We start from the raw sequence: 14,305 nt of genomic DNA, 5'->3' as shown, positions 1-14,305 counted from the left end.
TTTAGCTTTAAAAAAAACTAAATTATTTTTTTAAATATCATCTGCTTCTTTTACATAAGAACCTAAGAATTTTATACTCTCTTTATGTTTTTCAAATATTGTTTTTATATGTTCATCATCTTTATGTCCATCAAAATCTATAAAGAAGATAGAATTACCCTCTACAATATGTGATTTAATCTTTGTAAGGTTAATTCCTGCTTTATCAAAATCTGTCAGAAATTCAACTAAAATACCACTTCTATTTGGAAGTTTTACTAAAATTGAAGTTTTATCATTTCCACTTTTTGCATTTTCAAAATCACTTACAATAAAAAATCTTGTTCTATTATTATCTTTATCTTCAATATTTTCAAATAAAATTGGAAGGTTATACATTTTAGCACCAACATGAGAACAAATTGCTGCACTATTCTTCTCTTTTACAGCGTATTTAGCTGCTTTTGTAGTTGATTCAACAGGTATATGTTCTACCTCATCTAAACCTACATTTTCCAAAAATCTTCTACATTGTTCAAAGGCTATATCTTTTGAATAAATTCTTTTAATATCTTTTATTTTATCACAAGTAGTTGCTAAAGTATGATGAATATCAAGTATTACTTCTGCAATGATTTTTAAATTATATTTAGTTAAACAATTAATAGTATCACTTACTATTCCATTTGATGAGTTTTCTATTGGAATAACACCAAACTTTGCTTTTTGTGTACTAACTTCTCTAAAAACACCAGAAATTGACCCAATTGGAAGATATGAGCTCATTGCCCCAAATCTAGACTCAGCAGCTTGATGTGTAAAGCTTCCTTCAGGTCCTAAAAAGGCAATATTTTCAGGTAATTCTATATTTCTAGAAATTGCAAATATTTCTAAGAAAAGTGCTTCTATTGCACTTCTATTTAGTTTACCTTTATTTAAAAGTTCAAGTCTATCAATAATTTCTCTTTCTCTTTCAGGTCTATAAATAGAACCACCACTATGAGCTTTTAATACACCAACTTCATGGACAATATCCATTCTTTTATTTAAAAGTTCTAATAATTCATTATCAATATTATCAAGCTTATTTCTAAGCTCTTTTAAACCTTTTTCACTCATAATTCTCCCTTAGTAAAAAGTTTTAAAACTTCACTCATATTTTTACAGATAAATTCAGGTTTTTCTTCCTCTTTAAGTGTTGGTAAAACTTCTTTTTCATCTTTTATTTTTCCACTTAAAACTAAAATAGCTTTCATACCAAGTTTTTTAGCACCTACTAAATCACCCATCATATCATCACTTATAATAGTAATTTCATTAAAGTTTTTTGCACCAATTAGTTTTCTAGCCTCATCATAAAAATTAAAACTTGGTTTTCCAACAACCTTATACTCTTTATTTACAGCAAATTTAATCATACTCATAATAGCCCCAACACCTGGATACCTTGAGCCATCTTTTGAGTATATTGAAGTTTCATGCATACCTATTAAATCATCTGTTTTTAAAGCACACTCTATCATCTTAGAGTAGTCTTCATTTGTATATTCTTTTTTTATTGAAACCATTAAAGATTGAGGCTTATCATAATCTAATTCATATCCCATTTTTTTTAATGAGTCAAAAAAATCCTCTTGTCCAAAAGCTGCAACTTTTTTATTTTTTGCCACATCTTTTAAAATTACAAAAGGGTCTATATAGTTTGTTTCACCTATATTAAACCCTAGATTTTTAAGAAAACTAAAAAATTCACTACTAAGTTTTTTTGTATTATTAGTAATTACTACATATGGTATTTTTTTTTCATTTAAAGTATTTATAAACTCTATTGCACCACTAATTGGTTCTTTATTTATATCATCAATTAGTGTTCCTTGTACATCAATAAAATACATTTATTTTATATATTCCTCTTCTAATGAAATAAGATCTTCAAATGTTTCTCTTTTTCTAATTAATCTATCAACCCCATTTTCAATAGCAATTTCTGCAACTTTTCCTCTTGTATTATAGTTACTTGCCATTGTAAAGCAATATGCCCCTGCACTATAAACTGCAACTAAATCATTATGTTGTGTTTTTGGTAGTTGAATGTTTTTTGCAAAGAAATCTCCACTTTCACAAACAGGACCTACTAAATTACAATCACTAAACTCTTTATTATCATTTAAAACTTCAACTTTATGGTAAGCATTATATAATGATGGTCTAATTAAATCATTCATAGCTCCATCAACAATAACAAATCTTTTATTTCCATTTACTTTTTCATATAATACTTTAGTAATAAAAGTACCAGAGTTACCCACTAAAAATCTTCCAGGTTCACATACAATTGTTAAGTCTAAACCAAATAAAGCTTCTAAAATAACTTGTGCATATTCATTTGTATCTATAAGTTTTTCATCTTTATATACAATTCCTAAACCTCCACCAACATCAAAGAAATTTAGTTCAATTTTAATAGCTTTTAAATTTCTTACTAAATCTGCAACTATTTTAACTGATTCTTTAATTGGCTCTAATTGAGTTAATTGTGAACCAATATGTAAATGTATTCCTGTTGGCTCTAAATTTTCAGAGTTTTTACATTGAATATACATTCTTTTTGCAGTATCAATATCAACTCCAAATTTATTTTCATGTAAGCCTGTTGAAATATATGGATGCGTTTGCGGATCAATATTTGGATTTACTCTAATAGAAATTCTAGCAACTACACCTAATTCTTTAGCAATAGCTTCAACTCTATTTAACTCAGCATCACTTTCAACATTTATCATTAATATACCAAGTTCTAAAGCTTGTTTAATTTCACTATCAATTTTTCCAACACCTGAAAAAATGATTTTATATGGTTGAATTCCTACTTTTAAAGCTCTTTTTACTTCACCAATACTAACGCAGTCAGCTCCTGCTCCAAGATTAGCTAAATGTTTTATTACAGAAAGATTTGAATTTGCTTTTACAGCATATGCAACTAAAGATTTTCTTGCTTTAAAGGCACCTTTTAATTCATTATATCTATCAGTAATATAATCAAAATCATAAACATAATATGGTGTTTGATATTTATCTGCTAACTCTTTAAAATTAATACTCATTCTTTTTTCCCTATAATTTGTAAAATTTCTATTTAAAATTTCCATAAATTCTAAATAAAAACTTTTTATTAAAAAAACCTTACTAAGAAATCCACATCAATGTAGATACTTAGTTAAGATTTTTATAAAATTTAAAACTTATTTATCAGTTCCATTCCAAGCAATTCTTGGTCTTCCATCTACAAATTCAACAGCTGGCATACCCATAATATTAAATCCACCATCTACATAATGAATCTCACCTGTTACAGCACTACTTAAATCAGATAATAAGTACATTCCAGAGTTTCCAACTTCATCAATTGTTACATTTTTCTTTAATGGAGAGTGTGCTTCATTCCATTTTAACATAAATCTAAAATCACCAATTCCAGCAGCAGCTAAAGTTTTAATAGGACCTGCACTAATAGCATTTACTCTAATTCCATCTTTTCCTAAATCTTCAGCTAAATATTTAGTTGTCATTTCCAATGCAGCTTTTGCAATACCCATTAAGTTATAGTTTGGAATATATTTTGCTCCACCATAATATGTTAAAGTTAATACAGAAGAGTTATCACTTAATAATGGTTTTAATTCCCTTACAACTTCAATTAATGAATAAACAGAAATATCCATAGCAATATCAAATGCTTCTCTTGAAATATCATAAAATCTTCCAGATAATCCCTCTTTTGGTGCAAAGGCAATTGAGTGAACAATAAAATCAATTTGTCCTAAGTCTCTTTCTAAAGACTCTTTTAAAGCTTTTATTTCTTCTGGTTTACTAACATCGCAAGGATAAACTAAGTTATCACTACCAAATTCAGCAGCTATTGGTTCAACTCTTTTTTGTAACGCTTCATTTAAGTAAGTAAATGCAATTTGAGCCCCTTGCTGTGCACAAGCTTTTGCAATACCATATGCAATTGACTTATTATTTGCAACTCCTAAAATAACACCTTTTTTACCTTTCATTAACATCTATATATCCTTTGTATTTTTTAAAATTTGAATAAAATCTTCTTTAATCCAAGAAGCTGTTCCTATTAATGCTCCATCTACACCATTTAAAGAACAAATTTCTCTTACATTATTTACTTTTACACTTCCACCATATAAAAGTGGCTTAGAAATCTTTTCTTTAATTGCACCATGTACATTAATAATATCTTCATTTGTAGCAGTAACTCCTGTTCCTATAGCCCAAACTGGTTCATATGCTAAAATAAGATTTTCATAATTTGTATCAATTCCTATAAATTGCTCATAAATATACTCTAAAGTTTTTTCTAAACCTTGTTGTTTTACTTCTAAAGGCTCACCTATACAGTAGATAATTTTATATCCTAACTCTTTATAGAAATTAAATTTTTTTGCAATTTCTTCTTGTGTTTCACCTAAAATATGTCTTCTTTCACTATGCCCAATTAGAATTGTTTTAATATTAAATTCATCTAATTGTTCTGTTCCAATTTCTCCTGTAAAAGAGCCATTTTTTGTTGCGTATGCATTTTGAGCCCCTACAAAAAAGTTTGAAACAGTTTGGAAAGTATCAAGTGAAGTTGATGTAGGAAATACATAAACTTCACTTGAAATCTTATTTTCTACTAAATAGTTATTTACAGTTTGAATAAATTCATTAGTAGATTTTCTAGTATGGTTTGTTTTAAAATTTGATGCAATAATTGCCATCATTATTCCTCAATTACTAGTGCTTTAACACCTGGAAGAACTTTACCTTCAATTAATTCTAAAGAAGCTCCACCACCAGTTGAGATAAATGTCATCTCATCTTCATCACCAGTAACTCTTACTAAATCAGCAGTATCTCCACCACCAACAACAGTAGTAGCATATGAAGCAGCAACTGCATGGGAAATTTTAGCACTTCCTTTTGCAAATTTTTCCATTTCATATACACCCATAGGTCCATTCCATAAAATAGTATGTGCATCTTCAAGTGCTTGAGAGAATAACATTGCTGTTGCTGGACCAATATCTAATCCCATCCAATTTTTAGGAATTTCTTGAATTGTAGTTGGTTTTGCAAAAGCTTCAGCATCAAAAGCTTCAGCTGCAACAACATCTACAGGAAGATAGAATTTTACACCTTGTTTTTTTGCTTCTTCCATAACTTTTAAAGCCTCAGGAATTAAATCATCTTCAACTAAAGAATTCCCAACTTCATATCCTAAAGCTTTTAAAAATGTAAATGCCATTCCTCCACCAATAATCATCTTATCAACTTTTGGAACAAGATTATATAAAGCTTCAAGTTTACCAGATACTTTTGAACCTCCAACTATTGAAACAAATGGTCTTTTTGGATTATGTACAATATGATGGAAAAATTTAATCTCTTTAGCTAATAAAAATCCTGCTGCTTTATGTTCAATATCAAAATATTTTGATATTCCTTCAACTGAAGCATGAGCTCTATGAGAAACTCCAAAAGCATCATTGATATATACATCAGCCATTGAAGCAAGAGTTGCACTTAACTTTTCATCATTTTTAGTTTCACCCTCTTCAAATCTCATATTTTCCAATAATAAAATTTCACCACTTTTTAAATTTGCAGCTGTTTTTAAAGTTGTTTCACCCACAACATCTTCTGCCATTTTTACATCTTGTTTTAAAAGAATATGTAATCTTTTTGCAATAGGTTTTAATGAATATTTTTCTTCAAAACCACTTTTTGGTCTTCCAAAATGGCTAGCTAAAATAACAGAGCAATCATTATCAATACAATATCTAATTGTATTTAAAGCACTTCTGATTCTTCTATCATCAGTAATATTATTGTACTCATCCATTGGTACATTAAAATCACATCTTATAAATACTCTTTTTCCAGAAATATCTATATTTTTAATCTCTTGTAATTTCATCTACTTCCTTATTTATTAGCTACAAAAACAGCCATATCAATTAATCTAGAAGAATATCCCCACTCATTGTCGTACCAAGTCATTACTTTAATCATATCATTCCCAATAACTTGAGTTAAATCAGCAGCAATAATAGTTGAATTTGTATTTCCAACTAAGTCACTTGATACCATCATATCATTATCAACAGCAACAATTCCCGCTAATTGTTTTGCTTTTTCTTCAAATAATGCATTAACTTCTTCTTTTGATGTAGCTTTTCTTACAACTAAGTTTACATCAACCATAGAAACATTTGGAGTTGGTACTCTTACACTTTGACCATGTAGTTTTCCATCAAGTTGAGGCATTACTAATTTCATAGCTTTTGCAGCACCTGTTGTAGTAGGAATCATATTAAGCGCACCTGCTCTTGATCTTCTTTTATCTTTTTGATGTTTAACATCTAAAATATTTTGGTCATTTGTATATGAGTGAATTGTAGTCATTAAACCTTTTTCAATTCCAAATGCATCATCAAGGATTTTTGCAACAGGACCTAAGCAGTTTGTAGTACAAGAAGCATTTGAAATAATTGCTTCACCTGCATATTTATCCTCATTTACCCCTATTACAAAAGTAGGAGTATCATCTTTTGCTGGTGCAGACATAACAACTTTTTTTGCACCATTATCAATATGAACTTGACATTTTTCTTGAGTTAAATATGCCCCAGTACACTCTAAAATAACCTCAGCACCACAATCTTTAGTAAATGTTAATTCTTTTGCATCCCTTGTTGAATAAAGTTTAGCATTGATTTTTCCCATTTTTAAAAAACCATTTTCAACTTTAACTTCACCATTAAAAGTACCATGAACAGTATCATATTTAGTAATGTACTCTAACATTTCAGCAGTTGCAGTGTCATTAATAGCAACTAATTCCACATCATCTCTTTCAGCGATAATTCTTGCAACGCATCTTCCAATTCTTCCAAAACCATTTATTGCAACTTTTACAGCCATACTATACCTTTATCTTTATTTGTAATTTTTAGATATTTTATCCAAAAATTGCTATAATATTATTTAATCATATGACAAAAGGAAAATTTAAGTGCGTATAGCATTATTTGGAGGCAGTTTTGACCCGCCACATATTGCACATGAAAAGATTGTTATTAAGGCTTTAGAAAGTCTTGAAATTGATAAGCTTTTTATTGTGCCTACATATTTAAATCCTTTTAAGCAAAATTTTCATTTAGAACCTGAAAAAAGATATGCCTTACTTAAAAAGATTTTTAAAGATTATGAAAAAGTAAAGGTATTAGATTTTGAAATTTTACAAAAAAGAAAAGTTTCTACATATGAGACAATCCAATATTTAAAAAATAACTATAAGTTATCAAAAATATATTTAATTATTGGAAGCGATAATTTTAAAAATTTAAATACTTGGAACAATTATGATAAATTAAAAAATGAAGTTGAATTCATAGTTGCTAAAAGAGTTGGATTTTTAAATGAAAATTTTGATAATATTAAGACTTTAGATATTGATATTGATATTAGTTCTACTAACTTAAGAGAAAATATCAATTTAGACTACATACCAAAAAAAATAAAAGATGATATTAAATCATTATTAAAAAAGGGCAATTAATTTGAACAATAGAATTGAGAAAATAAAATCTATCTTAGATGATAAAAAAGCTGAAAACATTGAGGTTATTGATTTATCTTCAAAAGATTATATAGTTGATTATGTTGTTATTGCAACAACACTAAATCCAAAACATGCATTTGCATTATTAAATCATTTAAGAACAGATTTAAAACCACTTGGTGAAGATTTTTTAAGAGTTGATGAAGATGATGAATGGACAATTATCGACTTAGGTGATATTTTTATTCACTTAATGAGTGAAAATCATAGAGCTAAATATAACCTTGAAGAGTTTTTATCAGAACTAAAAGAGAATAAAGAGTAAATCTTTATTCTTCTTTAATATTAAGGTTTTCCTGATAAAAGTTTATTATAATTTGCTGTTGCATTTTTAGCGCCACCCATATTTCCTGTTAGTATTGCATATCCAATTGCTATAACAAAAATTAAAATAAACCATTTCATTACATTATCTCCTTAGCCTTTATTCCTAATAAATTTAAAGCTACTTTGATTGTTAATGCAACTAAACTCAATACCTTTAAGTATTGATTTTGTTCATCAGAACTTACAATTTTATACTCATTATAAAATCTATGTACTGAAGCTGCTAAAGAATGTAAATAATCAGTTATCTTTTGCATATCTCTTTTATTAAATGCTTCATCTAAAACTGATGGGAAAAGTAAGGCTTCATAAACAAGATTTAAACCATCTTTATTTAAATTCTCAAAACTTTCACCTTTTACATCATCAAAAGTAAGCTCTGCTTTTTTAAATATTTGATTAATTCTAGCATAGGCATAATTAATATAAAAGATTGGATTTGAACTATCTTGATTTTTTAAGATATCTAAATCAAACTCTAGATGTGTATCACTTTTTCTTGTTAAGAATACAAATCTTAAAGCATCTGAACCAATCTCTTCAGCAATATCACTCATTAAAATAACATTACCAGCTCTTTTACTCATTTTATATGGTTCACCACCTTTTAATAGTTGAACCATTTGAGAAAGTAATACTTCAAGTTTTGAAGAATCATTTCCTAAAAACTCAATAGCTGCTTTAACTCTTGTAATATACCCATGGTGATCAGCACCCCAAATATTTATATATCTATCATAATTTCTATCATATTTATTTTTATGATAGATAATATCACCTGCTAAATAAGTAGGAATTCCATTGTCTCTTACAACAACTCTATCCACATCATCACCATATTGTGTAGACTTTATCCATACCTTATCATCTTTTGTATATAAAGAACCGTTTTTCTCTAATACCTCTTTTGTTGTTTCCCATGATGAGTATAAAGATTTTTCACTAATATAATTATCAAATTCAATACCAATATCTTTCATATCTTTTTTAATAATATCTAAGACTTTATCTTTTGCATAAAATGCTAATTCTTCATATTTAGACTCATCATTAAATACTTCTTGTCCAAATTCTAAAGCTACATCTTTTGCTATATCAAAAAGATAATCTCCTCTATAGTATTTTTCAGGGTAAACAACATCTTGTTTTAAAATAGATTCTTGTCCAGCTAAAGCAAGTGAAATTCCTAATAACTCCATTTGAGCACCAGCATCATTTACATAATACTCAGTAGTTATATCGTATCCCAAATGTCTTCCTACTCTTGCTAAAGTATCACCAGCAATTGCCCCTCTTGCATGACCAATATGTAGTGGTCCAGTAGGATTTGCACTTACATATTCAAGAAGAATTTTTTCTTCTTTTTTCTCAGCTTTTGCGAAATCTTCTCCTAAAGTAAGAGCCTCTTCACATAGTGATTGTAAAAAATCATTTGATAATTTAAAGTTTATAAATCCTTTTACTGATTCAACTTTTTCAAACATTTCACTTTCACTAAATTTAGAAGCTAATTCTTCTGCAATTACCATTGGAGATTTTTTTAGCTCTTTTGCTAAAGAAAAAGCAACAGGCGTTGCAAAGTGACCTAGAGATATATCTTTAGGTTTTTCTAGAACAATATCTTTTTGTAAAATTTCTTCTATATATTTTTTAACTATTTTTTGCAATCTTAATTCTCTTATACTGTTTTAGATTCTTCTTTTTTTTCTGTTGTTGTAGTTTCAGCTTTTTTTTCAATTTCTTCTTTTTTATCTGCTGTTGCTACTTCATCATCGTCTTCTTTAACTGCTTTTTTGAAATTTTTAATACCACTTCCTAAGCCTTTAGCTAATTCAGGTATTTTCTTACCTCCAAATAGCAATAATATTACTAAAGCAATTAAAATCCATTCCATACCACCTGGCATACCCATAGTAGACTCCTAATATTTTTTTAGATTTTAATTATATCCTCTTAATACTTAAAAAAAATGTCTAAAATTTTTTATATATAAAATATTTATTTAGCTTACAATTAAACAATTTCTTTTCAATTTTTAAATAACTAAAAAAAATAATTTATAAAAATTTATCTTTTTTTCTATTTTAAATATAATTTTTTTTCTTAATTTTTAAAAGTGTCATTATATTGAGTTTTTATCTTTAATTATAATTTCAATAATACCTTATTTATAATATTCCAATTAAAAATAAAAAGCCTTTTTCTTAAATTATGTCATTTATAATTATATTATTTTTTCTAATACTAGAATAACTAAAAGTTATAAAATAAATATATTTTTATTGATTGATTTATTATAAATTTATTATTTAAAATCTATTTTCTTTTTAAAAAGACCATTTAGTCGCATTTATGTCATATGATAATTATATGATTTTTTATTGAGTTTTTTTTGAGTTTAGTATAAGAAATATAAGTTTTTATTAAAATTTATAATCATTTTTTATTTACTTATTGAAAAAAAATGTTAAAATCACTTAATTAATTTTTTAATTAACCTAACTAAACTATAACAAATATAATCTTTGTTATAGTTCATTTAGCTTAATTGTAAGACACTTTATTATAATTTTCAAAAAAGGTTTAATTATGGAAATTTATGAAAAAATAAATCAAATATTAAAAGAAAAAAAACTAACAAAAAAAGAGTTTGCTGCAAGACTTTTAGCAATAAATCCAAAAGTTAATAGAGTAGGAGAAGCTCCTTCTGTATCTTCTATCTATGCATATTTAAATGGAACATCATCAATTAAAGCTGATTTTATTCCTTTTATTGCTGAAGCATTAAATGTAGCTGAGCAAGAGTTGTTCGAAGATAATACTAATAATAGAACTAGATATTTAAAATATATATTAAAAGATTTATCAAAAAATGAACTTGAATTAATTAAAAATAGGATTGAAGACTTATGTCATTGGGAACAAGCAATGACTAAACAAGTTGAAAAAATATATGCATATAAAACAAATAAAGATAAAATTGATGAACTTATTTCACTATTACCATATATGCCAGATGCTTTATATGATAATGTGATAAAAAAAGTAAGAGAAATAAAAGATTTTACTGATAGTTATTAATGATTTAAAATAAATTGTATTAATTTATATCCAATAGAAGCTGCAAATATGGTACCAACTACATTTAGTACTATATTAGCAGTTGCTAATATAATTGAAGTTTGAAATAGAAAAAATGTCTCTATTGCAAATGTAGAATATGTTGTTAATGCCCCTAAAAAACCTGTTGTTAAAAATGCTTTTGCATTTATATTTAAAGTATAATGAGCAAAAATTGCAAAAAGAATACCAATTAAAAAACTTCCAAGTATATTTACAAGTAATACTCCAATAGGTAATTCTAAAGGAATATACTTATTACTTAAATGTACAAAATATGCCCTAGCAACTGCACCAAGGAAACCTCCACATCCAATTGCTAAAATAGTTTGCCAACTAAGCATTTTGATTTTTATACTCTTCTTCTACAATTTTTTTCATTTTAGCTTCAAGTTCTTCAAACCAATTTGTATCTTTAGATGCTTGAATTGGATCTAAATATATTACTTTTACAATTCCAGGATTGCACTCTACTTTTTGAGAATCTAAAATATATTTTGTATTAAAAATAATAGCTGGTTGAACTCTTAATTTAAATCTATCTGCAACCATTTTTGCACCTGGTTTAAAAGGTAGTAGAGTTTTTCCATCTCCCCTTGTACCCTCTGGAAAAATTGCGATAGGTCTTTTTTTATCCAATCTATCTTTTACATCTTTAATAAGTTTAACAATACCAACTTTATTTTCTCTATCAACTGATATCATTCTTGGAGCTTTAATTATATGTCCAAAAAAAGGCATATCTGTAATCTCTTTTTTTGCAACCCACGCTAAATCTCTTGAATGAATATATTCCATTACAATAATATCTAGTAAACTTTGATGATTCATAATCACCATATCACAACTTTCATCAAGTGTTCCATGCTCTTCAAGTTTTATTCCTAGAAATTTCATTTGAAATTTCATCCAAACCTTAATCACCTTATGTGTATGATTTCTAAATGTATACATCAAAGCAATTGTTATTGCTACTGTAATTGAAAACTGTATTAAAACAATAAATCCTCTAATTTTTCCCAAAGCTATCTTCCTTTACCCAACCAATTATTTTATTTAAATTTGAATCAGTGAACATAATTTTTATATATTCATTTTTTTGAGTTAATACTTCAACTTTTCTATTATTTTTAAACTCATAAAAAATTGTTGATTTATTTGTAGGAAGAATATAAACTAAACTTCCTTTTTTTACAATAAGATTTTTATTTGGCATTAAATAGATAATTGAAACTATTGTTAAAATAAGCACAACTATTAAATAAATATATCTTCTCTTCCAAATAAATAGTATTAAAAATAGTAAAAGTACAACTAATAATGCAATCTTTTTATATAATTCAAAATTTGAATTATTTGGATTTAAATCTGTTTGTGTACTTACTAATTCATCTTCTAGTTTTAAAGGAATAGATACAGTATTAAATCTATTTAATGTTGTATTAAAATAAGTAAAAGACAACTCTTTTTTATGAATTGGTGCAACCACATAATATAAAATATGCTGTTTTGGGTACTCATCTTCAATACTAGAAATTCCTTGGTCTTTTGAAAATTCTTTTAAGTAAAAGTCCTCCAAATTTGAATAGGTTGCATCAATATCCAAAATTGTTAATAACTCTTTATTATTATATTGTTTTGTTTTATATGTGTTTATTATTAAATCTTTAGCAATAATATTAGAGAAACTATTATCACCTTTTGCTAATTTTGAAAATCTAATTTCTTTTGGTTTTAAATAGGCTAAATCTACTAACTGTTCATTTTTATATAATAAAACTTGAAATGTTGGTAAAATAAAATCCTCTTCATAAGCTTTAAAGAAAAATCTATTTTCAAAACTATTTTTATCTACTGCCATCCAAGGTTGTTCAGGATTTAAAACATTCATATTTTTTGAATCAACAAACCTTGTTTGTATTGTATCAAATTCATCAGTTGTTATTAAAGCTTTTAGTACGATTTCAAATCTTTGATTTTTATATATATTTTTTGGAAACTCTATATATGATAAATATAAATTTTTTGAAGTTGGAATTACTTCAACTTCTTTTTCATTTAAATAATTTAAAGAATTGTTAAATTGATTATCTTGTGGCTGTGTTCTTAGGAGAATATGTGGGTCTTGTTGAAAAACAGGTAGTTCTTCTTTTACAAAATCATTGTTTGCAAATATTGTTTGAATTAATAGAATAATAAATAGTATATATTTCATATTTTACTCTTTATATAAAGCAATAGATTTCTCTATTGCCATATATTTATTTTAAAAAGCCTTGTAGCATTTTAACACCATCATCACATCCAAGTAATTCTTCAATTGCTCTTTCAGGGTGTGGCATTAAACCAAATACATTTTTTTCTTTATTGCAAATACCTGCGATTTGAGAAACAGAACCATTTAAGTTTGTAATTTCACCTTCACTTGTGCAGTATTTTAATAAAATTTGATTATTTGCTTCTAATTGTTTTAAGCCCTCTTCATCAATATAGTAGTTACCATCATGGTGTGCAACTGGGATATTTACAACATCACCTATATTTAACTCTTGTAAAAAAGTATTATCATTATTGATAACTTTTAAGTGATGGTATTTAGAGATAAAATGTAAAGAAGAGTTTCTTTTCATAGCACCAGGTAATAACCCAGCTTCTAAAAGAATTTGAAATCCATTACAAATACCTAATACTTTTCCACCATTTTTTGCATAAGTTTGAACAGAATCCATAATATTTGCAAATCTTGCAATAGCACCACTTCTTAAATAATCTCCATAAGAAAATCCACCAGGAATTACTAATAAATCTGTATTTTCTGGTAGCTTTGTCTCTTTGTGCCAAAGAATAGTTACATTACATCCTAATTTTTCAAAAGCATATTTTGTATCATATTCACAATTTGTTCCTGGAAATTGTAATACTGTTACATTCATCATAATTAACCTATAATTTCTATTGAATAATCTTCAATTACAGTATTTGCAAGAAGTTTTTCACACATTTTAGTAACTTCTGCTCTTGCCTCATCTTCATTTGAAGAGTTTAACTCTAAAATAATTTGTTTACCAATTCTTACATCTTTAACAATTTCTTTAAATCCTAAAGTATCTAAGGCATGGTGTGTTGCTTTTCCTTGATCGTCTAAAACACCTTGTTTTAATGCTACATTTACGATTGCTTTCAAATTTTTCTCCC

At 26.7% G+C, this 14,305-nt stretch carries 17 protein-coding genes; 3 read left to right on the top strand and 14 right to left on the bottom strand.

Annotated features, from left to right (window positions below; genetic code table 11):
- Positions 1–30 precede the first annotated feature (30 nt).
- The 7 genes from pheA to gap all read right to left on the bottom strand — a co-directional run bounded on the left by pheA (position 31) and on the right by gap (position 6,963).
- Positions 31–1,098: a chorismate mutase gene (pheA, locus tag AMYT_RS01505; protein ID WP_191287678.1), complete on the bottom strand. Its 1,068-nt coding sequence runs from the start codon at positions 1,096–1,098 to the stop codon at positions 31–33.
- Positions 1,095–1,874 carry an HAD-IIA family hydrolase gene (locus tag AMYT_RS01500; RefSeq protein ID WP_114840798.1) on the bottom strand — a complete coding sequence of 260 codons (780 nt, stop codon included), beginning with the start codon at positions 1,872–1,874 and terminating at the stop codon, positions 1,095–1,097. Before AMYT_RS01500 ends, pheA begins: the two co-directional genes overlap by 4 nt.
- Positions 1,875–3,083 carry a diaminopimelate decarboxylase gene (lysA, locus tag AMYT_RS01495; RefSeq protein ID WP_114843126.1) on the bottom strand — a complete coding sequence of 403 codons (1,209 nt, stop codon included), beginning with the start codon at positions 3,081–3,083 and terminating at the stop codon, positions 1,875–1,877.
- Positions 3,084–3,221: 138 nt separating this feature from the next.
- Positions 3,222–4,046, bottom strand: coding sequence for an enoyl-ACP reductase FabI (gene fabI, locus AMYT_RS01490; RefSeq protein WP_114840797.1), 825 nt, complete (start codon positions 4,044–4,046; stop codon positions 3,222–3,224).
- Entirely contained in the window at positions 4,047–4,757 is a 711-nt protein-coding gene (locus AMYT_RS01485) for a triose-phosphate isomerase (RefSeq protein ID WP_114840796.1), read from the bottom strand. It lies immediately after the preceding gene.
- 2 nt (positions 4,758–4,759) lie between these two features.
- Positions 4,760–5,956 (bottom strand): phosphoglycerate kinase, encoded by a 1,197-nt coding sequence (locus AMYT_RS01480; protein WP_114840795.1) that lies wholly within the window; start codon positions 5,954–5,956, stop codon positions 4,760–4,762.
- A gap of 8 nt (positions 5,957–5,964) precedes the next feature.
- Positions 5,965–6,963, bottom strand: a complete 999-nt coding sequence (gene gap, locus AMYT_RS01475) for a type I glyceraldehyde-3-phosphate dehydrogenase (protein WP_114840794.1) — start codon at positions 6,961–6,963, stop codon at positions 5,965–5,967.
- 91 nt (positions 6,964–7,054) lie between these two features.
- On the opposite strand from gap, the gene nadD reads away from it, so the two are divergent.
- The gene (gene nadD / locus AMYT_RS01470) at positions 7,055–7,600 is read left to right on the top strand and encodes a nicotinate (nicotinamide) nucleotide adenylyltransferase (protein WP_114840793.1); all 546 of its coding nucleotides are present in this window, start codon (positions 7,055–7,057) and stop codon (positions 7,598–7,600) included.
- A gap of 1 nt (position 7,601) precedes the next feature.
- A complete protein-coding gene (gene rsfS / locus AMYT_RS01465) occupies positions 7,602–7,928 on the top strand; it encodes a ribosome silencing factor (protein ID WP_114840792.1) in 327 nt (108 codons plus the stop codon).
- A 139-nt stretch (positions 7,929–8,067) separates the two neighbouring features.
- On the opposite strand, the gene argS is transcribed toward rsfS, so the two are convergent.
- Complete coding sequence (argS, locus tag AMYT_RS01460) at positions 8,068–9,657, bottom strand: arginine--tRNA ligase (protein WP_114840791.1); 1,590 nt, start codon at positions 9,655–9,657, stop codon at positions 8,068–8,070.
- Between the two features lie 11 nt (positions 9,658–9,668).
- Entirely contained in the window at positions 9,669–9,902 is a 234-nt protein-coding gene (gene tatA, locus AMYT_RS01455; protein ID WP_114840790.1) for a twin-arginine translocase TatA/TatE family subunit, read from the bottom strand.
- A 677-nt stretch (positions 9,903–10,579) separates the two neighbouring features.
- Between tatA and AMYT_RS01450 the strand changes: the two genes are divergently transcribed.
- The gene (locus AMYT_RS01450; RefSeq protein ID WP_114840789.1) at positions 10,580–11,071 is read left to right on the top strand and encodes a helix-turn-helix domain-containing protein; all 492 of its coding nucleotides are present in this window, start codon (positions 10,580–10,582) and stop codon (positions 11,069–11,071) included.
- Here AMYT_RS01450 and AMYT_RS01445 read toward each other — a convergent pair.
- From AMYT_RS01445 to purS, 5 genes are read right to left on the bottom strand one after another with little or no spacing between them, the layout of a single operon-like run.
- Positions 11,068–11,454 (bottom strand): fluoride efflux transporter FluC, encoded by a 387-nt coding sequence (locus tag AMYT_RS01445; RefSeq protein WP_114840788.1) that lies wholly within the window; start codon positions 11,452–11,454, stop codon positions 11,068–11,070. The genes AMYT_RS01450 and AMYT_RS01445 overlap by 4 nt on opposite strands.
- Positions 11,447–12,133 carry a lysophospholipid acyltransferase family protein gene (locus AMYT_RS01440; protein ID WP_114840787.1) on the bottom strand — a complete coding sequence of 229 codons (687 nt, stop codon included), beginning with the start codon at positions 12,131–12,133 and terminating at the stop codon, positions 11,447–11,449. The genes AMYT_RS01445 and AMYT_RS01440 overlap by 8 nt, the downstream gene beginning before the upstream one ends.
- Complete coding sequence (locus AMYT_RS01435) at positions 12,120–13,325, bottom strand: hypothetical protein (protein WP_114840786.1); 1,206 nt, start codon at positions 13,323–13,325, stop codon at positions 12,120–12,122. Before AMYT_RS01435 ends, AMYT_RS01440 begins: the two co-directional genes overlap by 14 nt.
- 46 nt (positions 13,326–13,371) lie before the next feature.
- The gene (purQ, locus tag AMYT_RS01430; RefSeq protein ID WP_114843125.1) at positions 13,372–14,043 is read right to left on the bottom strand and encodes a phosphoribosylformylglycinamidine synthase subunit PurQ; all 672 of its coding nucleotides are present in this window, start codon (positions 14,041–14,043) and stop codon (positions 13,372–13,374) included.
- Between the two features lie 5 nt (positions 14,044–14,048).
- A complete protein-coding gene (purS, locus tag AMYT_RS01425; protein WP_114840785.1) occupies positions 14,049–14,294 on the bottom strand; it encodes a phosphoribosylformylglycinamidine synthase subunit PurS in 246 nt (81 codons plus the stop codon).
- Positions 14,295–14,305: the final 11 nt, after the last annotated feature.

The sequence above is a fragment of the Malaciobacter mytili LMG 24559 genome, from assembly GCF_003346775.1.
Classification (GTDB): domain Bacteria; phylum Campylobacterota; class Campylobacteria; order Campylobacterales; family Arcobacteraceae; genus Malaciobacter; species Malaciobacter mytili.
This window is presented reverse-complemented; position numbering and strand designations above follow the sequence as displayed.

Coding starts and splice junctions, on each gene's coding strand:
- tatA (WP_114840790.1), bottom strand. CDS start 9,902: ATGGGTATGCCAGGTGGTATGGAATGGATTTTAATTGCTTTAGTAATA.
- purQ (WP_114843125.1), bottom strand. CDS start 14,043: ATGAATGTAACAGTATTACAATTTCCAGGAACAAATTGTGAATATGAT.
- AMYT_RS01450 (WP_114840789.1), top strand. CDS start 10,580: ATGGAAATTTATGAAAAAATAAATCAAATATTAAAAGAAAAAAAACTA.
- AMYT_RS01435 (WP_114840786.1), bottom strand. CDS start 13,325: ATGAAATATATACTATTTATTATTCTATTAATTCAAACAATATTTGCA.
- AMYT_RS01500 (WP_114840798.1), bottom strand. CDS start 1,874: ATGTATTTTATTGATGTACAAGGAACACTAATTGATGATATAAATAAA.
- AMYT_RS01445 (WP_114840788.1), bottom strand. CDS start 11,454: ATGCTTAGTTGGCAAACTATTTTAGCAATTGGATGTGGAGGTTTCCTT.
- AMYT_RS01485 (WP_114840796.1), bottom strand. CDS start 4,757: ATGGCAATTATTGCATCAAATTTTAAAACAAACCATACTAGAAAATCT.
- gap (WP_114840794.1), bottom strand. CDS start 6,963: ATGGCTGTAAAAGTTGCAATAAATGGTTTTGGAAGAATTGGAAGATGC.
- AMYT_RS01480 (WP_114840795.1), bottom strand. CDS start 5,956: ATGAAATTACAAGAGATTAAAAATATAGATATTTCTGGAAAAAGAGTA.
- lysA (WP_114843126.1), bottom strand. CDS start 3,083: ATGAGTATTAATTTTAAAGAGTTAGCAGATAAATATCAAACACCATAT.
- pheA (WP_191287678.1), bottom strand. CDS start 1,098: ATGAGTGAAAAAGGTTTAAAAGAGCTTAGAAATAAGCTTGATAATATT.
- fabI (WP_114840797.1), bottom strand. CDS start 4,046: ATGTTAATGAAAGGTAAAAAAGGTGTTATTTTAGGAGTTGCAAATAAT.